This window comes from Pseudomonas sp. DTU12.3, assembly GCF_004124275.1.
Taxonomy (GTDB): domain Bacteria; phylum Pseudomonadota; class Gammaproteobacteria; order Pseudomonadales; family Pseudomonadaceae; genus Aquipseudomonas; species Aquipseudomonas helmanticensis.
Window position 1 is genome coordinate 1,624,200 of the sequence record NZ_CP027218.1, and the last position, 16,679, is coordinate 1,640,878.

Consider the following 16,679-nt stretch of genomic DNA (forward strand, 5'->3'; position numbering starts at 1 on the left):
GAGAATTATTCATGTCACTTTTTTATGCCGCCTCGACTGGTGGCTTTTACGACGATGCCGTTCACGTTGCAATGCCTGACGATGCAGTGGAAATCACCACACAACTGCGCTCTGAGCTTTTAGCGGGAGAAGCGCAATCGCTGGTGATCGGTGCAGATGAGCATGGAAGGCCTGTCCTGAGGACGCCTGAACTGAACCGTGAATCCGAGGCTGATCGGGAGCGCATTTGGCGTGACGGCAAGATTGAAAACGTGAAGTGGTTGCGTGAGCGTCATCGCGATGAACTCGAAATGTCCAGCGATACAACACTGACCGTCGATCAATATCAGGCGTTGCTGGCTTATTTGAAGGACTTGCGCGATTGGCCACAGTCAGAGCAATTTCCGAATGAGCAGGCTCGGCCTGAACAACCTGATTGGATCGCTTTGCAAGTACGTTGAACGCCCCGAACCCCGGGGTGTTTTTTTCTACCCCCCAAAGCACTCAACACCCGCCAAGCCCCTCCCCACGAGGGGCTTTCCCGTTTATGGAGAAACGAAAAATGGCAACCCGCCAAACCTACACCGTGCTCGTCCCATTCCCCACCGGCGGTGGGCACTGGTCGAGCATCGGCCAAGACCTTGATCTGCTCGACGTCGAGGCCAGTGCTCTGCACTTCGCCGGTCGACTGGAACTGAAAACACCTATCACCCAGGCCAAAAAGGCCGCTGCCAAGAAGGCTGACTGAACATGGCTGAGGTTTTGAACTTCGAGCACAACGGCATTACCGTCAATGCCACTGAATCCCCCGAGGCCATGGGTGGCCTGGGTGACAACGTCATCGGTCTGGTCGGCACCGCGCCGAAAGCCGATCCGCTGATTCCGCGTAACGCACCGTTCCGCATCAACAGCTTCACCACCCACGCGCTGCTCGATCCGACCGGTTCGGAAGAGGGCACGCTGTATCACGCGGTCTACCAGATCCTCAAAGTGGTCAAGGTGCCGGTCTACGTGGTCATCGTCGAAGCGGGTGCGACCCCGGCCGACACCGTCAACAATGTGATCGGTGGCGTTGATCCGTTGACCGGCCGCAAGCTCGGTCTGGCCGCGCTGGGTAGTGTTCCGGAAGACCTGACCATCATCGGTGCGCCGGGCTTCACCGGCACTAAAGCGGTGGCCAGCGAGTTCGCCTCGTTCGGCAAGCGCATCAAGGCCCGTGTAGTGCTGGACGGCAAGGACGCTTCGGTCGCCGATCAAGTGCTGTACAGCCAGGAACTCGGCGGCGCCGACCTTGGTTTCGACCGTTGCCTGGTAGTGCACAACATGCCTGCCGTGTACTCGAAGGCGGCGAAGAAAAACGTTTTCCTGTCGCCTTCCAGTCTGGCGATTGCCGCACTGGCCAAGGTCAAGCAGTGGGAGAGCCCGGGCAACCAGGTGACCTACGCCGAGGACGTTTCGCGGGTCGTTGAATACAACATCCTCGACACCTCCACCGAAGGCGATCTGCTCAACCGCTACGGCGTCAGCTACTACGCCCGCACCGTGCTCGGCGGCTTCTCGCTGCTGGGTAACCGCTCGATCACCGGCAAGTTCATCAGCTACGTCGGCCTCGAAGATGCGATCAGCCGCAAGCTGGTCAAGGCCGGCCAGAAAGCCATGGCCAAGAACCTCACCAAATCCTTCATGGATCAAGAGGTCAAGCGCATCAACGACTGGCTGCAAACCCTGGTCGCCGATGAAACCATTCCTGGCGGCAGCGTGTACCTGCACCCGGAACTGAACAGCGTCGAGAAGTACAAGAACGGCACCTGGTACGTGGTCATCGACTACGGCCGCTACGCGCCGAACGAACACATGGTTTATCAACTCAACGCCCGCGATGAAATCATCGAGCAGTTCCTGGAGGACGTTCTCTAATGTTTACCAACCGCGTAAGACAGGCCATCGCGGCCACCCTGCAAGGTTTGCCGTTGTCGGCGACCGTTGAGGAATTCACTCCGCCGAAAATTGATTTCGATATGGAAACCATGGCGGGCGGGCGCTTCATCGTTGAAGAAATGGCCAAGAGCGCCAAGCCGCTGAATGCCACGCTGAAGCTTCAAGGCATGGGCGCTGAAGTCATGCTTGCGCTGGGTGTGAAGCTGGGCGACGACATCCTGCTGAACGTGCGCGAAGCCGGGCAGGATCAGGACGGGAACACTTGGTTCACCTACCACACCGTCGGCGGCAAGCTGAAATCCTTGACTGAAGATGCCCTGAAAATGGGCAGCAAAGCCATCACCACACTGGAGCTGTCCTGCCGCACCTACAACCGCCTGGAAAACGGCGTACCGGTGATCGACATCGACGTGCGCACCCAGAAGTTCGTGCTCAACGGCGTCGACATCCTCGGTGATGCCCGGCGTGCGGTGCTGATGCCGTAACGCTGTAAGCAAGCCAGGCACCTGACCCTGTAGGAGCGGGCTTGCTCGCGAATGCGGCGTGACAGCCGACGCATATTTATCTGACACACCGCTTTCGCGAGCAAGCCCGCTCCCACACTGGATCAGTGTGCGTTGGCAGATGTTCAGTAACACCCCCTCAAGAATCACCAAGGAATTCATTCATGTCGTGGATGCCACCCCAGCACGACCTGCTGTCGCCGATCACCGGCGACGACGGTTCGCAGATCAACCAGATCCAGCTCAAGCCGCTGTTCTACGCCGCGCAAAAAGAAGCGCTGGAACGCGCCGGCGATGACGAAGACGATCAGTTTTTCGAACTGGCGCTGCTCGCCACCGGCCTGTCGGTCAAGGAACTCGACCAGCTCAAACGCCCGGACTACGTGAGCATCGCGCAGTACGTGCACGAGATGTCGACCCGTCCGGCGGCGTACTTTCTCGACCAGGCCGAAGACGCGGAAAAATCCGCCGATCCCGATCAGATACAGCTGCTGCAACCGCTCGCCGTCACTGGCCGCACCGTGGATTCGCTGAGCCTGGAAATGCCTGCTCTGCGCGCCACCAAAGTGATGAAGAAACTGAAAACGGCCAAGGAACGCGCCGAGTTCATCACCGCCCATTGCACCGGTCTGATGATCCCCGATCTGGCCCTGATGACTGTCCCGGACTGGACGCAGCTACAGGTGCGCATAGACGATTTTTTAAACCAGCCGGCGGCCTACTTTCGGAACGCGACATCGAAGTAATCCTCGATATCGTCCCGCTCATTTACCCGGTAAGTGAAGCGGAAATTCTCGAATGGGACGCCGACAAGGCGTTGCGCCGCTACGACATAGCGATCACTCGCCTTGGCGTGAAACAGGAGTAGAGCGGCAATGGCAGAGAGTAAATATGCGCCGGTGAATGCCGGTGAGCGCAGTGCGGCGGCCCCCGGCAATAGCCCTTTGAGTTTGCCAGTGGCGAACACCGGTACAGGATCGTTCGGCCCCGAGCAGATCTCCAGCCTGAGTCAGGCGCTCATCACCGCCAGTGTCAAGATCGGCGCGTTGACGACGGCAATCGATTCATTGAGGCTGGCGTTGTCCAATCTGCGTTCGATTTCGCTGAGCAGCAATGCGAAAAGCGAATCCACCCGCGAACCGGCAACGCCTTCTGATACCAGTGAGCGGGCCAGGGCGCCTGAGAGTCTTAAGCCAGCGATTGACTTGTACTCGGCTGCCGCCGAGTTCGGCAGCGCCGCACAACTGCCGCCAAAGCAGGCCAATGAAATGGCGCTGTCGAGCCTGATCATGGCCAGTAAGCCATTGGTGGCGGGAGGGGGCACCAGCGGTCTGGAGTTGCTCAAGGTCGCCACACTGGCGGCTGACGCAGGGGTCGGCAATGAGCTGACCAATGCGGCGGACAAGCCTTTTGAATTGCTCAACTTCGCCGGCGACGTTGCGATCGTTGCGTCAGCCTTCAAGGTCCCGGCCATGGAAGTCGCCGAAATGATGGCGGTGTGGCGCACTTCGATGAAGCTAACTCGCGATCAGGCGTTTGACCTCGCGGATGCGACAAAACAGCTCGGCAAAATACCGGGTGGCGCCAAACCGGCAGACATCGGTGTCGTTCTCAAACAGTCGGGTGATGCGGCGATTGCGGCGGGCCTGCAACCCGAGCAAGCCGCCGCGCTGTCCGCAGCCTTGCTCAACAGCGGGACGAAAAAAGACGATGCCGGCGAGGCGTTGAAGCGCATTTCCCTCGCGCTGGACAAGGGGGGCAACGCGTCCGCCACCGAGCGTGGCGCCTGGAAGCAACTTGGGCTGGATCCCGCCGCGGTGACCGCGGCGATGCATGACCCGGACAAGCAAAGTGCACAGGGCGCGGTGCTGTCGGTACTGGCTGCGCTGAACGCCAAACCGGCCGAGCAACGCGCCCAGTTGGCGCAGACACTATTTGCCGATGGCGGTAATGCGGTGCAGTTGCTGTCGCAGAGCCTTGGTGACGTCAACGAGGCCTTCACGCAAGTGAAGGACAAAGACCAATACGCGACGTCGAAGGTCGGTGATCAGAGTTCGGTGCGCCAATCTGCACTGACGCTCTCCAATACCCCGCAAGGACAGTGGAACGCTCAGAACGCGCGAAGCGAGCGCTTGGCCATCGCCAGCGCCAATGCGGTATCGCCTTCTCCAGAAGCGCTGAGTGTTGCCGGTGCCAGCATCGACAGGATGAGTGAATTCGCCGAGGACCATCCGACGATTGCAGCAGTGATTATCACAGCCGGCACAGCCCTGAAAAAATTATTCGATGTGCTGTTGGACGCCGCTGTCGATGAGGGGAAAGACCGGTTTGGCAAACGGATACCCGGCGTTGCGTCGGGCAATCCTCCCGATCTTTCATCTACCCGCGATTCTGCAGTGCAGCTTCCAACGGATGCGCCGGTGACGGAAATCGCCAGTCTGGCGCCCGCGACCGTCAGGGAAATGAAAATCGGCCAACCATCCTCTTTGATCGATGCGCCACACCACAGGCCATCGAGCGTCACCATGAGGACGGTTGCCGAGGTTGCTCCAGTTTCGGACAGGGACGCGGGAGCCGCGTTGGGTGAACGGCTGGCGGTCTTCGCCGCCGACACACTCTCCGCACCCGGCCAGGTCAGCAAAGATCTGGCGAGCGCCCAAGCCGCCAATCAGCATCTCACCTTTGCACCTTCGGTTCAGGTGTACTGCAGCGATCCGGGCAGTTCGGAAAATATCGGATTGCTGGTGACACAGCACCTGCGAAGCCAATTCGACAGTCAATTCACTCCGTTCATGAACACTAACCCTCTCGCCACCCGCCGTGACGCAGCCCTGACCGATGGAGTCGCCACATGAAACAACAAATGGCTCTGGGCAGTTTTATCTTCGGCCTGTCGCGCAACTTTGCGTACCACACACTGCTGCGCAAAACGGACGGTGGCTGGGCGGAAATACAGATTCTCACCAGCAAACCGAAATCCAGCCAGATCGGCCAGAAGTCAGAAACCCTGACGATTACCGGCAAGTCGATGTACGCCGTGGCCATGGAGCGCCTGGATGAATTGCGGACGTTGCAGGCACTGCGTATTCCGCTGCCGCTGATTGATGGCATCGGACGTAATTGGGGCTTGTGGCGGATCAACACGGTCACCGAAACCCAGACCTACATCATCGATGACGGCACGGCGATGGTGCTCGACTGGGTCATTGAATTGGCGGAGTTCAACAATGCGTAAGGTACGAAGCGTGGCCGGTGATTCGGTGAATCTGCTGCTCTACCGCGAAACCGGGCGCAGTGATGATGCCGCTGAAGAGGCCCTGTGGAAGCTCAACCCGACCCTGGCCGAGTCCGACCCGGTTCTGCCCGCTGGCATCTGGGTCGTGCTGCCTGAACTCGACAGCAAACCCGCCGCGATCAAAGCGCTCACGGCCTGGGATTAAGGAGGTTGTATGGCACTGGGTTTTACCCCGGTCGTGCAGATTTATGGCGAAAACGCGGATCTGCTCAACCAGCGTCTGATCAGTTGGGAACACATTGATGCCGCCGGTATCGAGTCCGATCAACTGACCCTGACCATTGATCTGGAAGGCCTCGAAGGGCTGCCGAAACTCGGCGGAAAAATCGGCCTGCTGGTGGGTTACCTGGAAATGGAAGAAATGGTCGACAAGGGCCAGTTCAAAGTCACTCGCCTGACGCCGACACTGTTTCCGTTTCGCCTGACTCTGGTGGCCACTGCAGCGCCGTTCACCAAGGATGATGAAACCGGCTTCAAACAGCGCCGCACCGCCAGTCATGGACCGACGACGCTCGGTCAATTGTTCAGCAAACTGGTGACGCAGCACGGTTTTTCATCGCGTGTCGCAGCGGACGTAGCGATGATCAAGATCGCCCACGTCGACCAGTCCAATGAAACCGACATGGGCTTTCTGACGCGGCTGGCGAAGAAGTACAACCTGGTCGCCAAACCTTATGGCGATGCGTATGTGCTGGCGCGACCCGGGCAGATCAAATCAATCTCGGGGCAGAAACTGCAGGATGTGACGTTGTCGGTCACCCACAACAATCGTCCCGGTGATCAGGCCTTCATCAGCGCCACGCTGGAAGAGGCCGCCCGCGAGCAGACGCAAGGCTGCAAGACCTGTTTCTGGGACGCCGCAGCGGCCGTAGTGCGCTGGATTGAAACCGGTGTGGCACCGCACAAGGTCATCCGCCAGCAACAGCCCAACGAAGCCGATGCCATCGCGGTGGGCGAGGGTGAGGTGCGCAAAATGCTGCGGAAAAAGTTCAAGGTGAAAATCACCTGCCCGGGCAATCCGCTGCTGACGGCTGAGGGGTTGTTGTTGCTCGACGACACCTGGCCAGACTTCATGCGCGGGCGCTGGTCGATCGAAAAAGTCACTGCCAGTGGCAACCGTGAAAACAGCTATCGCTGCGTGATCGATGCTGCCTGCCTCGACCCCAAGGCCGCCGCCAAGGACTGATTCCCCGCTTTCTCACTGCGATGAAGATCCCTGTGGGAGCGGGCTTGCCCGCGAAGAGGCTAGCCCATTCAAAAGAGATGCCGGTTGATCCACCGACATCGCTGGCAAGCCAGTCCCCACAGGTTTTGCAGTGTTCTGCAAACCGCTTTTCATTCAATTCTGGAACATCCCCATGAAGATCACCCCGATCCTCACGCAGCTGCGTGGGCAATGCCCTGGGCTTGCCAATCACATTTCGGTGGGCGTCGATCTGGCGTTGCTGCAAGGCAATCCCGATCTGCCAACACCATCGGCGCATGTGCTGCCGCTGGCGGATCTGGCCAGCACCAGTGCTGCACAAAACCTCACCGCTCAACCGATCCGTGAACGCTTCGAAGTCGTCCTCATGCTTGACGCCAGCGACGCTACAAAAGCGCTGGATCTGTTGCATGACCTGCGTGCCGAGTTGTGGCGCGCATTGGTGGGGTTCAAGCCGGACAAAGACTACAGCGCCATCGCTTATGACGGCGGTGAGCTGGTCTCGATTAACAGCAGCCGGGCTTTCTATCGGCTGCGCTTTTTTGCCGAGTTCCAGCTCGGCCGCAATCTGCCAAGTCAGCCTGCGGAGAGTTGGCACGAACGCGAACTGGACGGTTTGTCGTCCTTTACCGGGGCCACCGTGCGGGTCGATGCGATCGACCCGGCCGACCCCAACCTGAAACGCCCGGGCCCCGATGGGCGCGTGGAAATGACTTTCTCTGGAGACGTAACCCCATGAGCAATCGCATCACCGTATTGCCGGCCGCCGGCCGCGCCGTACCTGACCCGGAGGCCGGCGATCTGCTGCCCCTCGAAGGCCGTGAAGTGCTGGACAGCGCCTGGTGGCGCCGACGTCTGGCCGACGGCGATATCACAATCAAAACCGCAAAAGCGGCTAAACCACAGGGAGCCAAATAATGGCGATCGGATTCAGCAACATCCCCGCGGACATTCGTGTACCGCTGTTCTATGCCGAAATGGACAACTCGGCCGCCAATAGCGCGAGTTCGACCATGCGCCGTTTGATCGTGGCTCAGGTCAACGACAACATCGCACCGACTGAAGTCGGCAAACTGGTGTTGGTGTCCAGCGTTGCGCTGGCGAAAAGCATCGGCGGCCAAGGCTCGATGCTCGCCTCGATGTACGAGACCTTCCGCAAGGCCGACCCGATCGGCGAGATCTGGTGCCTGCCGCTGCACAACGCTGAAGGCGCCGTCGCCAAAGGCGTACTGACCCTGACTGGCGCTGCAACTCAGGCCGGCCTGCTCAATCTGTATGTCGGTGGCGTGCGTGTGCAAGCCACCGTGGTCAACGGTGCTACCGCAGCCCAGGCAGCCACTGCACTGGCGCAGAAAATCAACGCCACCGCCGACCTGCCGGTCAACGCTGCCGCTGCCGAAGGTGTGGTCACCCTGAACGCCAAATGGACTGGCGACAGCGGCAACGACATCAGCCTGCAATTCAATCGCCTGGGCAAGAGCAACGGCGAAGAAACCCCGGCCGGCCTGACTGCTGCAATCACCGCCATGACCGGCGGTGCCGGTGTGCCGGATCAGGTTGAAGCGATCGCCGCACTGGGTGATGAACCGTTCGAATTCATCGCACTGCCATGGTCCGATCTGTCGACCCTCAACACCTGGCAAGCCGTCATGGATGACAGCACCGGTCGTTGGTCGTGGGCCAAGCAACTGTTCGGTCACGTCTACAGCGCCAAGCGCGGCACCGTCGGCACTCTGGTTGCTGCCGGCCAGGCACGCAACGACCAGCACATGACCATTCAGGCGCTGGAACCGGGCGTACCGCAACCGTTCTGGGTACAGGCTGCCGCACTGGCTGCACGCACTGCCGTGTTCATCTCCGCCGACGCCAGCCGTCCGACTCAAAGCGGCAGCCTGCCGGGCGTTGATCCGGCGCCGGCGAGCGAGCGCTTCACTTTGACTGAGCGTCAGTCGCTGCTCAACTACGGCATCGCCACCGCCTACTACGAAGGCGGTTACGTGCGCATCCAGCGCTCGATTACCACCTACCAGAAAAACGCTTACGGGCAGGCCGACAACTCCTACCTGGACAGCGAAACCATGCACCAGTCGGCGTTCATCGTGCGCCGTCTGCAAAGCGTGATCACCAGCAAATACGGCCGGCACAAACTGGCGTCCGACGGCACCCGCTTCGGCGCCGGCCAGCCGATCGTCACCCCGGCGACCATCCGTGGTGAGCTGATCGCCCAGTACGCCAAGCTCGAACTGGAAGGCCACGTGGAGAACGCCGAGCTGTTCGCCGAGCACCTGATCGTCGAGCGCGACGTGCAGGATCCGAGCCGCGTGAACGTGCTGTTCCCGCCGGATTACATCAACGGTCTGCGCGTGTTCGCACTGCTCAACCAATTCCGTCTGCAGTATGACGACGCGGCTTGATCAGCGCGTTTGACCACCAGCATTCAGCCCACCTCGCGTGGGCTTTTTTATTCAAGGGAGTAACACCATGGGTCAACTGATTGCAGGCACCTGCTACGTCAAGGTCGACGGCGCACAACTGACTATCAATGGCGGCTGCGAAGCCCCGCTGATGGCCGTCAAACGCGAAACCGTCGTGCCGGGTTTCTACAAGGAAACCGATATCGCGCCGTCGTTCAAAGTGACTGCGCTGCACACCGCCGACTTCCCGCTGAAGAAGCTGATCGAAGGCACCGACATCACCGTCACCTGCGAATTCAGCAACGGCAAAGTCTACGTGCTGGCCGGCGCCTATCTGGTTGAAGAGCCAGTCTCCAAGGGCGATGACGCCACCATCGAACTGAAATTCGAAGGCATCAAGGGGACCTGGCAATGAGCGGCGCCGTGAAGCTTCAGGTTGCGATCGAAGCTCACGGCGAGCCCCTGACCGAACTCGTCCTGCGCCGTCCGACGGTGCAGGAAGTGCGAGCGATCAAGGCGCTGCCGTACAAGATCGACAAGAGCGAAGAAGTCAGCCTCGACATGGACGTGGCGGCCAAATACATCGCCGTGTGCGCCGGCATTCCGCCGTCGTCGGTCAACCAGTTGGATCTGGCTGACCTCAACGCGCTGAGCTGGGCTGTTGCGAGTTTTTTCATGAGTGCGGCGTCGGAGCCATCACCGACCTGATCGCAGTCGCCTATGACCTGGCCTGGTTCTGGAAGGTTGACCCCGAACAGATGATGGCCAGGCCACTGGATGTGCTCCGCGAATCGCTGGAGCACGCGCAACGGATCAATGCGATGCAGCAGGTGCAGTGATGGCAGACGAAGAAACCAAAGTGAAAACCCCGGTGCTGATCACGGGCATCGATGAACTGTCGCCCAAGCTCGGCGCGTTGCGAGCGAAGGTCGACAGCTTCAAGAAAAACCTCGAACAGACCGGCCTCGGCAAACTGGACATCAGCGGTCTGTTCAAGGGCGGCAGCGTGATCACGCCGTTTGTCGACGGGATCAAGTCGGCGGCCGCGTTTCAGGGCAAGTTGACCGAAGTCAGCGACACGGCAAAAACCGTCGACTTGCCCGCCGCGCCGAACGTCGCCGCACAGACCATGAACGTGTTCAGTGCGTCGATGGATAAGGTCTCGACGGCGGTGAATGCCGCGTTGGTGCCGGCGGTTGGCGCGGTGGTGATCGGTCTTGAACCAATGCTCAACGGTTTCGGCAGCTTGCTGGCCGACAACCCCGAGCTGGTACAAGGCCTCGCGGCGGGAGCCATCGCCTTCTCGGCAATGCAAACCGCGGTGACGGGCGCGACTCAAGTGTTCGACGTCATGAGCCTGGTAATGAAGGCCAACCCGATCATGCTGATCGCCACCGGCATTGCCCTGGCCGCCGGTTTGATCGTCGCCTACTGGAAACCGATCTCGACATTTTTCAGCGAGCTCTGGCAGAAGATTGCCCCGGTAGTGATCCCGATGGCCGAGTTCTTCAAGACAATGTTCAGCTACACCCCGCTGGGAATGCTGATCAACAACTGGGGACCGGTCACTGAGTTTTTCGCGGCGTTGTGGGACGGCCTCAAAGCGGTGGCCGCGCCGGTGATCGAGTTTTACAAAACCTTGTTCAATTATTCGCCGCAAGGACTGATCTTGAACAACTGGGGGCCGTTGGTGAGCTTGTTCTCATCGATCTGGGACTTGCTTCGAGCAGTTTCGGTGCCGGTTAAGGCTTTCCTTCAGGGGTTCTTCGACTGGTCACCCCTTGAGGTGATTCAGGCGATCTGGGGCGGGGTGGTCACTGTCTTCAGCGCGATCTGGGATTACATCAAGCTGCCTTTCCTGGCGATGTACGCGGTGATTCGCGAACAGTTGGGATGGTCGCCACTGGAAAAAATCATCGAAAACTGGGCGCCCGTTACGGCCTGGATTGACCAGTGGTCGAACAAGTTTCAAGAGGCCATCGCGCCGATCAAGGCGTTTTTCAATGGCGGCTTTGGCGAGCTGGTTGCCGAGGCCAAGGCTCGGGTCGATGTATTCACGCAGGCGCAACTGAAAACCAATGCCGAGGGCAAAGGCGAGTTGGCGCCGGTGTTTTTCAAGGGCAACAGCGAATCCTCCTCGAGCCAGTTGTCGACACCGGGCAACCTGCCCACGCCGGGAAATCTTGCGCAGAAACCGGCTCTGCAGGGCAGCTCGCTGTCGCAGACCTCCAACACCCTGATCCAGCAAAGCGCAATCAACAGTCGCACGCAACTCGAAGGCGGCCTGACCGTACGCTTCGAAAATGCCCCGCCGGGGATGCGTACCGATCAACCGCAAACCAATCAACCGGGCCTGGCGCTGTCTTCGCGCATTGGCTATCGCTCGTTGTCCGTGGGAGGTTCCAATGAACTGGCGTGACCGTTTGTTGCCGGCATCCTTTCGCGGTGTCGGTTTCTGGATCGATTCGACGAAAACCCCGGTCGGTCGCAAGGGGCAGCTGCACGAGTACCCGCAGCGTGATCTGCCGTACTTCGAGGACCTTGGCCAGCAGGCGAGGATTCACGACGTCACGGCGTTCATCATCGGCGCCGATTGCCTGGAGCAGCGCGACAAGTTGCTCAAGGCATTGGAGGCGGGCAGTGGCGAGCTGGTGCATCCGTGGCTTGGACGCCTGCAAGTCAAGGTCGGCGAATGCGACATGACCCACACCCGCCAGGACGGCGGGTTGGTGACCTTTACCCTGAAGTTCTATCCCGATAAGCCGTTGCAGTTTCCGACTGCGTCCGTCAGTACCCAACAGGCGATACTGCTCAAAGCCGGGACTTTCCAGGCTTCTGCCCTCGCGCGGTTCGAGCAGGCGATGACGATGATCAAAGCGGCGCGGATCGGCATTGCCAATTTGCGTAACAGCCTCGCCGGGGTATACGAGATCATCAAAGAGCAGCTCCAGCCGCTGATCACGTACTACAAAGACATCACCGACCTGGTCAAAGCGGTCAAGGAGTTGCCCAAGGAACTGGCGGCGGAGTTCAACGGCTTGCTCGGCGATATCAAGGAGCTGAAGACGTTTGCGAAGGAAGGCTACCGTGGCGTGATTGCCGACGTGTCGCAACAACTCGAAGCGATCCGCAAGGCCGATGCGCCGAAGCTCACCACCGGCACGGACACCAATGCGGCGGCGCAAGCCATGGCCGATCTGGTGCAGGACACGCTGATCGTGAAAGCGGCGCAGTGGATCGCGTCGATGCCGGTCGCCAGCAAACCGATGAAGTTGCCGTCGACGCCTTCTGTCAACAATCAGGCCAGCCAGCCAATCACTCATCAGGACGTGCCGTCCACCGACGATACGCTGGCGATGCTGAAGAATCTGGTCAGCACGCTGGATCTGGCGAAGAACAAATCCAGCCCTGCGCATCACCAGGTAGCCAGCGATTTGCAGGATGCGTTGGTCACCCACCTCAAGGCCGTTGCGTCCTCGGGTATACGGGTTGTCACTAAAACCATTCAGGAAAGCGCACCGGCGCTGGTGATCGCCTACAAGTACCTGGGCGATGCCACGCGGGCCCTGGAAATCCAGCAGCGCAACCCGACGAATCATCCCGGGTTCTCACCCAACCAAGTGAAAGTCCCCGGGGAGTGAACCATGAGCGAGATGGATAACCGCGTCACGCTGACGGTCAACAACCTGGAATATGGCGGCTGGAAAAGCGTGGAAATCACGGCTGATCTGGAGCGCCAGTTCCGTACCTTCAAACTCGACATTACCTGGCAATGGCCAGGGCAAACGGTGGATAAACCGATCAAGCCCGGCGACCCGTGCGAGGTGAAGATCGGCAACGATCTGGTGCTCACCGGCTACGTGTTCAAGGCGCCGATCCGCTATGACGGGCGGCAGATCAGCCTGACCATCGAAGGCAGTTCGAAGACCCAGGACCTGGTCGATTGCGCGGCCATCAATCGCCCGGGTCAATGGCAGGAGCAACCGCTGCTGAGCATTGTCGAGGCGCTGGCGATGGGCTATTCGCAGTCGGTGGTCAACGAAATACCCGAGACCGCACGACTGACCAAACACACCATCGTGCCAGGTGAGACGGTGTTTCAGTCGATCGACCGTTTGCTCTCGCTATTGCGGGTGTTTTCCACCGATGACGAGCAGGGCCGGCTGGTGCTGGCCAAGCCCGGCAGCGGCGGTCGGGCCAGTGATGTACTGGAACTGGGCAAGAATATTCTTTCGGCCAACGCGGCGATGGATTACAGCCAGGTGTTCTCCGAATACCGGGTGATCGGCCAGCAAAAAGGCTCGGACAAGAAGAGCGGGGCGGCGGTCAGCGAAGTCGAATCGATTGCTGCCGACCTGACCTTCAAACGTCGCCGCACCACGGTGATCAACGAAGGCACGCAACTGACCTTTGAGTTGGCGCAGCAGCGTGCCCAATGGGAAAGCGCCACCCGCATGGGCCGCGCGCAGACCACCACCTATCAGGTGCAGGGCTGGCGTCAGGCCAACGGCGATCTGTGGCGGCACAACACGCTGGTACGGGTGAAAGATCCGGTGCTTGGGTTTGATGGTGACATGCTGATTTCCAAGGTCACGTATTCGCTGTCGGCGCAGGGTTCGGTGACCACGCTGCAAGTGGCGCCGCCGCATACCTTCGACGCCAATCCCAGCCCCCCGAAAAAAACCACATAGGCCCTGAAAAGATCGCAGCCTTCGGCAGCTCCTACAGGTGTACGCCGATCCTGTGTAGGAGCTGCCGCAGGCTGCGATCTTTTGACGTCGGCCCGTTTCTTACAGGAACCAAGCATGAGCCTACTGACACGCCTGCTGGCGCGCGGCACTGTCGTGCTCGCCAATTCGGCATCCAAGCTGCAATCGCTGCAAATGCGCCTCACCGCCGGCGAAGTGAACGACGACATGGAACACTTCGAACCCTACGGTTTCACCAGCCATCCGCTGGCCGGTGCCGAAGGTGTCGTCACGTTCATCGGTGGCGATCGCTCCCACGCCATCGCCCTGGTCATCGCTGACCGCCGCTATCGCCTGCAATCGCTGGCTGCCGGCGAAGTGGCGATCTACACCGACGAGGGCGACCGGATTCACTTCAAGCGTGGCCGGATCATCGACATCGAAACCGCCACGCTGAACATCCGCGCCAGCAGCGCGGTGAACTTCGATACGCCGGTAATCAACCAGACCGGCAAAATCGTCTCCACCGGCGACCAGCTCGCCGGTGGCATCAGCCAGATCAAACACGTGCACGTCGGCGTACAGGCCGGCAGCGGCCAGACCGGCGCGCCGGCGGGAGGCAAATGATGCTTATCAGCCCGAACCTTCACGCCGCGCTGACCCGCGCCGTGCTCATCAGCCTGTTTACCTGGCGCCGCGCCGCCGATGACGACGCCCTCGATGACGACGAGCGCTTTGGCTGGTGGGGTGACAGTTTCCCCACCGTCGCCGACGATCGCATCGGCTCGCGGCTGTGGCTGTTACGCCGGGTCAAGCTGACCCGACAGACCCAGATGGACGCTGAATTCTATGCCCGCGAAGCCTTGCAATGGCTGATCGATGACGGCCATTGCAGCGCCATCGACATCATCAGCGAACGCCTCGACGCTCAGCGCCTGAACCTGCGCACGGTCCTGACCCTGGCCGACGGCGAACGCCTGGACATCAACCCCGATAACAGTTGGCAGGTGATCTATGCCGTTTGAAACCCCTTCGCTGCCGGTGCTGATCAAGCGCACCCAAAGCGACCTGGCCGGCGATTCGCTGCGCCAGTCCGATGCGCAAGTGCTGGCCCGAACGCTCAGCGGCGCCGCGTATGGCTTGTACGGTTACCTCGACTGGATTGCCGAGCAGATCCTGCCGGACAAGGCCGACGAATCGACCCTGGAACGCATCGCTGCACTGCGTCTGAACCAGCCGCGCAAACCGGCGCAAGCGGCCACCGGCACGGTGAGTTTTACCGCCACCGCCGGTGCGGTGCTCGACGCCGATACGTTGCTGCAAACCAACGACGGCCGTACGTATAAAGTCACCAAGGCACGCACCACGACCAATGGCAGCAACAGCACCACCATCGCCGCGCTCGACGCTGGCAGCCTGGGCAATGCCGATGCCGGTCTGACGCTCACTCCGGTGCAACCGATTGCCGGTATCGTCGGTAATAGCTTCGTCGTTATCGAGCCGGGCCTGAGTGGCGGCGTCGCCCCGGAAAGCCTGGAGTCGCTGCGTTCGCGGGTGATCCGTTCCTATCGGGTGATTCCGCATGGCGGTGCGGCCAGCGATTACGAGACCTGGGCATTGGAGCTGCCAGGCGTGACGCGCGCATGGTGCCGCGGCGGTTTGCTCGGGCCGGGCACGGTCAGCCTCTACATCATGCGCGACGACGATCCGCAACCGGTGCCCAACGCCGAGCAACTGGCTGAAGTCCAGGCATACATCGAACCGTTGCGCCCGGTCACCGCCGAGGTCCACGTACTGCCTCCGGTGCAGGTGCCGGTGACCTACAACCTGAAGCTGACGCCGGACACCTCTGCCGTGCGCGCGGCGGTTGAAACCCAGTTGCGCGACCTGCACAACCGCGAGGCCGACCTCGGTCAGAACCTGTTGATCAGCCATATTCGTGAAGCGATCAGCAGCGCCGCCGGTGAAACCGATCACGTGCTCAACTCGCCGACCGGCAACGTCGCTGCCGATGACAGCGAACTGTTGACCTTCGGAGGTTGCGTATGGGCGTGATCAGATCCGCTGCGCAATACCAGGCGCAACTGCGTGCGCTGCTGCCGAGCGGCCCGGCGTGGGATCCGGAGCGCGTCCCCGAACTTGAGGAAGTGCTGCAAGGCGTCGCCGTCGAACTGGCGCGCCTCGACGCCCGCGCCGCCGACCTGCTCAACGAGATGGACCCGGCCGGCGTCAGCGAACTGGTGCCGGACTGGGAACGGGTGATGGAACTGCCCGATCCGTGCCTGGGCGCCACACCGCTGTTCGACGACCGCCGCCTCGCCGTACGCCGACGCCTGCTCGCGGTCGGCAGCCAGGCCGTCGGTTACTACCTCGATATCGCCAAAAGCCAGGGTTATCCCAACGCCACCATCACCGAACTCGAAGCACCGCGCATGGGCCGTTCGCGTTTTGGTTCGGCGCACTGGGGCACGTGGGAAGCGCAGTTCATGTGGACGCTCAACACCGGCGGGCGCCTGCTGCTCGGCCGGCGTTACGGCGCGAGCTACTGGGGCGAGCGCTTCGGCGTGAACCCGGGTTCGGCGCTGGAGTGCCTGATTCACCGCAGTGCGCCGGCGCATACCAAGGTGCACATCAATTATGACTAAGGAGGCATGAGCC

General features: G+C 60.6%; 22 protein-coding genes. 21 read left to right on the plus strand and 1 reads right to left on the minus strand.

Annotated elements, in window-relative coordinates; translation table 11 throughout:
- Positions 1–11: 11 nt before the first annotated feature.
- The 5 genes from C2E19_RS07290 to C2E19_RS07310 all read left to right on the plus strand — a co-directional run bounded on the left by C2E19_RS07290 (position 12) and on the right by C2E19_RS07310 (position 3,166).
- Complete coding sequence (locus tag C2E19_RS07290; protein ID WP_129389910.1) at positions 12–440, plus strand: phage tail assembly chaperone; 429 nt, start codon at positions 12–14, stop codon at positions 438–440.
- A gap of 101 nt (positions 441–541) precedes the next feature.
- Positions 542–727: a hypothetical protein gene (locus C2E19_RS07295; RefSeq protein ID WP_129389913.1), complete on the plus strand. Its 186-nt coding sequence runs from the start codon at positions 542–544 to the stop codon at positions 725–727.
- A 2-nt stretch (positions 728–729) separates the two neighbouring features.
- Entirely contained in the window at positions 730–1,896 is a 1,167-nt protein-coding gene (locus C2E19_RS07300; RefSeq protein WP_034154903.1) for a tail protein, read from the plus strand.
- Complete coding sequence (locus C2E19_RS07305; RefSeq protein ID WP_129389916.1) at positions 1,896–2,402, plus strand: phage major tail tube protein; 507 nt, start codon at positions 1,896–1,898, stop codon at positions 2,400–2,402. The genes C2E19_RS07300 and C2E19_RS07305 overlap by 1 nt, the downstream gene beginning before the upstream one ends.
- Positions 2,403–2,584: 182 nt before the next feature.
- Entirely contained in the window at positions 2,585–3,166 is a 582-nt protein-coding gene (locus tag C2E19_RS07310) for a phage tail assembly protein (RefSeq protein WP_129389919.1), read from the plus strand.
- A gap of 263 nt (positions 3,167–3,429) precedes the next feature.
- Here C2E19_RS07310 and C2E19_RS29135 read toward each other — a convergent pair whose 3' ends face one another.
- Positions 3,430–3,711 carry a hypothetical protein gene (locus C2E19_RS29135; protein ID WP_256661320.1) on the minus strand — a complete coding sequence of 94 codons (282 nt, stop codon included), beginning with the start codon at positions 3,709–3,711 and terminating at the stop codon, positions 3,430–3,432.
- Here C2E19_RS29135 and C2E19_RS07315 point away from each other — a divergent pair.
- From C2E19_RS07315 to C2E19_RS07390, 16 genes are all read left to right on the plus strand, one after another.
- Positions 3,626–5,275 carry a phage tail tape measure protein gene (locus C2E19_RS07315; protein ID WP_256661307.1) on the plus strand — a complete coding sequence of 550 codons (1,650 nt, stop codon included), beginning with the start codon at positions 3,626–3,628 and terminating at the stop codon, positions 5,273–5,275. The genes C2E19_RS29135 and C2E19_RS07315 overlap by 86 nt on opposite strands.
- Complete coding sequence (locus C2E19_RS07320; protein WP_129389925.1) at positions 5,272–5,655, plus strand: phage tail protein; 384 nt, start codon at positions 5,272–5,274, stop codon at positions 5,653–5,655. Before C2E19_RS07315 ends, C2E19_RS07320 begins: the two co-directional genes overlap by 4 nt.
- Complete coding sequence (locus C2E19_RS07325) at positions 5,648–5,860, plus strand: tail protein X (RefSeq protein WP_129389928.1); 213 nt, start codon at positions 5,648–5,650, stop codon at positions 5,858–5,860. The genes C2E19_RS07320 and C2E19_RS07325 overlap by 8 nt, the downstream gene beginning before the upstream one ends.
- A gap of 9 nt (positions 5,861–5,869) precedes the next feature.
- Positions 5,870–6,901: a phage late control D family protein gene (locus C2E19_RS07330; protein WP_129389931.1), complete on the plus strand. Its 1,032-nt coding sequence runs from the start codon at positions 5,870–5,872 to the stop codon at positions 6,899–6,901.
- Between the two features lie 172 nt (positions 6,902–7,073).
- Complete coding sequence (locus C2E19_RS07335) at positions 7,074–7,658, plus strand: hypothetical protein (RefSeq protein ID WP_129389934.1); 585 nt, start codon at positions 7,074–7,076, stop codon at positions 7,656–7,658.
- Positions 7,655–7,837: a DUF2635 domain-containing protein gene (locus tag C2E19_RS07340; protein ID WP_129389937.1), complete on the plus strand. Its 183-nt coding sequence runs from the start codon at positions 7,655–7,657 to the stop codon at positions 7,835–7,837. Before C2E19_RS07335 ends, C2E19_RS07340 begins: the two co-directional genes overlap by 4 nt.
- Positions 7,837–9,333, plus strand: coding sequence for a phage tail sheath subtilisin-like domain-containing protein (locus tag C2E19_RS07345; protein WP_129389940.1), 1,497 nt, complete (start codon positions 7,837–7,839; stop codon positions 9,331–9,333). Before C2E19_RS07340 ends, C2E19_RS07345 begins: the two co-directional genes overlap by 1 nt.
- Before the next feature lie 67 nt (positions 9,334–9,400).
- Positions 9,401–9,748, plus strand: coding sequence for a phage tail tube protein (locus tag C2E19_RS07350; RefSeq protein WP_007908779.1), 348 nt, complete (start codon positions 9,401–9,403; stop codon positions 9,746–9,748).
- Positions 9,745–10,041 (plus strand): phage tail assembly protein, encoded by a 297-nt coding sequence (locus tag C2E19_RS07355; RefSeq protein WP_003222226.1) that lies wholly within the window; start codon positions 9,745–9,747, stop codon positions 10,039–10,041. The genes C2E19_RS07350 and C2E19_RS07355 overlap by 4 nt, the downstream gene beginning before the upstream one ends.
- Positions 10,042–10,171: 130 nt before the next feature.
- Complete coding sequence (locus tag C2E19_RS07360) at positions 10,172–11,752, plus strand: phage tail protein (protein ID WP_129389943.1); 1,581 nt, start codon at positions 10,172–10,174, stop codon at positions 11,750–11,752.
- The gene (locus C2E19_RS07365; protein ID WP_129389946.1) at positions 11,739–12,974 is read left to right on the plus strand and encodes a DNA circularization protein; all 1,236 of its coding nucleotides are present in this window, start codon (positions 11,739–11,741) and stop codon (positions 12,972–12,974) included. The genes C2E19_RS07360 and C2E19_RS07365 overlap by 14 nt, the downstream gene beginning before the upstream one ends.
- Before the next feature lie 3 nt (positions 12,975–12,977).
- Positions 12,978–14,024: a phage baseplate assembly protein gene (locus tag C2E19_RS07370; RefSeq protein ID WP_129389949.1), complete on the plus strand. Its 1,047-nt coding sequence runs from the start codon at positions 12,978–12,980 to the stop codon at positions 14,022–14,024.
- Positions 14,025–14,138: 114 nt separating this feature from the next.
- Complete coding sequence (locus C2E19_RS07375) at positions 14,139–14,648, plus strand: phage baseplate assembly protein V (protein ID WP_129389952.1); 510 nt, start codon at positions 14,139–14,141, stop codon at positions 14,646–14,648.
- The gene (locus tag C2E19_RS07380; protein WP_038358016.1) at positions 14,648–15,046 is read left to right on the plus strand and encodes a phage GP46 family protein; all 399 of its coding nucleotides are present in this window, start codon (positions 14,648–14,650) and stop codon (positions 15,044–15,046) included. Before C2E19_RS07375 ends, C2E19_RS07380 begins: the two co-directional genes overlap by 1 nt.
- Entirely contained in the window at positions 15,036–16,076 is a 1,041-nt protein-coding gene (locus C2E19_RS07385) for a baseplate J/gp47 family protein (protein ID WP_129389956.1), read from the plus strand. The genes C2E19_RS07380 and C2E19_RS07385 overlap by 11 nt, the downstream gene beginning before the upstream one ends.
- Entirely contained in the window at positions 16,067–16,666 is a 600-nt protein-coding gene (locus tag C2E19_RS07390; RefSeq protein WP_038358020.1) for a YmfQ family protein, read from the plus strand. Before C2E19_RS07385 ends, C2E19_RS07390 begins: the two co-directional genes overlap by 10 nt.
- Positions 16,667–16,679: the final 13 nt, after the last annotated feature.

Coding starts and splice junctions, on each gene's coding strand:
- C2E19_RS07355 (WP_003222226.1), top strand. CDS start 9,745: ATGAGCGGCGCCGTGAAGCTTCAGGTTGCGATCGAAGCTCACGGCGAG.
- C2E19_RS07360 (WP_129389943.1), top strand. CDS start 10,172: ATGGCAGACGAAGAAACCAAAGTGAAAACCCCGGTGCTGATCACGGGC.
- C2E19_RS07390 (WP_038358020.1), top strand. CDS start 16,067: ATGGGCGTGATCAGATCCGCTGCGCAATACCAGGCGCAACTGCGTGCG.
- C2E19_RS07290 (WP_129389910.1), top strand. CDS start 12: ATGTCACTTTTTTATGCCGCCTCGACTGGTGGCTTTTACGACGATGCC.
- C2E19_RS07320 (WP_129389925.1), top strand. CDS start 5,272: ATGAAACAACAAATGGCTCTGGGCAGTTTTATCTTCGGCCTGTCGCGC.
- C2E19_RS07295 (WP_129389913.1), top strand. CDS start 542: ATGGCAACCCGCCAAACCTACACCGTGCTCGTCCCATTCCCCACCGGC.
- C2E19_RS07385 (WP_129389956.1), top strand. CDS start 15,036: ATGCCGTTTGAAACCCCTTCGCTGCCGGTGCTGATCAAGCGCACCCAA.
- C2E19_RS07380 (WP_038358016.1), top strand. CDS start 14,648: ATGCTTATCAGCCCGAACCTTCACGCCGCGCTGACCCGCGCCGTGCTC.
- C2E19_RS07340 (WP_129389937.1), top strand. CDS start 7,655: ATGAGCAATCGCATCACCGTATTGCCGGCCGCCGGCCGCGCCGTACCT.
- C2E19_RS07300 (WP_034154903.1), top strand. CDS start 730: ATGGCTGAGGTTTTGAACTTCGAGCACAACGGCATTACCGTCAATGCC.
- C2E19_RS07310 (WP_129389919.1), top strand. CDS start 2,585: ATGTCGTGGATGCCACCCCAGCACGACCTGCTGTCGCCGATCACCGGC.
- C2E19_RS07365 (WP_129389946.1), top strand. CDS start 11,739: ATGAACTGGCGTGACCGTTTGTTGCCGGCATCCTTTCGCGGTGTCGGT.
- C2E19_RS07350 (WP_007908779.1), top strand. CDS start 9,401: ATGGGTCAACTGATTGCAGGCACCTGCTACGTCAAGGTCGACGGCGCA.
- C2E19_RS07375 (WP_129389952.1), top strand. CDS start 14,139: ATGAGCCTACTGACACGCCTGCTGGCGCGCGGCACTGTCGTGCTCGCC.
- C2E19_RS07305 (WP_129389916.1), top strand. CDS start 1,896: ATGTTTACCAACCGCGTAAGACAGGCCATCGCGGCCACCCTGCAAGGT.
- C2E19_RS07325 (WP_129389928.1), top strand. CDS start 5,648: ATGCGTAAGGTACGAAGCGTGGCCGGTGATTCGGTGAATCTGCTGCTC.
- C2E19_RS07345 (WP_129389940.1), top strand. CDS start 7,837: ATGGCGATCGGATTCAGCAACATCCCCGCGGACATTCGTGTACCGCTG.
- C2E19_RS29135 (WP_256661320.1), bottom strand. CDS start 3,711: ATGATCAGGCTCGACAGCGCCATTTCATTGGCCTGCTTTGGCGGCAGT.
- C2E19_RS07335 (WP_129389934.1), top strand. CDS start 7,074: ATGAAGATCACCCCGATCCTCACGCAGCTGCGTGGGCAATGCCCTGGG.
- C2E19_RS07330 (WP_129389931.1), top strand. CDS start 5,870: ATGGCACTGGGTTTTACCCCGGTCGTGCAGATTTATGGCGAAAACGCG.
- C2E19_RS07370 (WP_129389949.1), top strand. CDS start 12,978: ATGAGCGAGATGGATAACCGCGTCACGCTGACGGTCAACAACCTGGAA.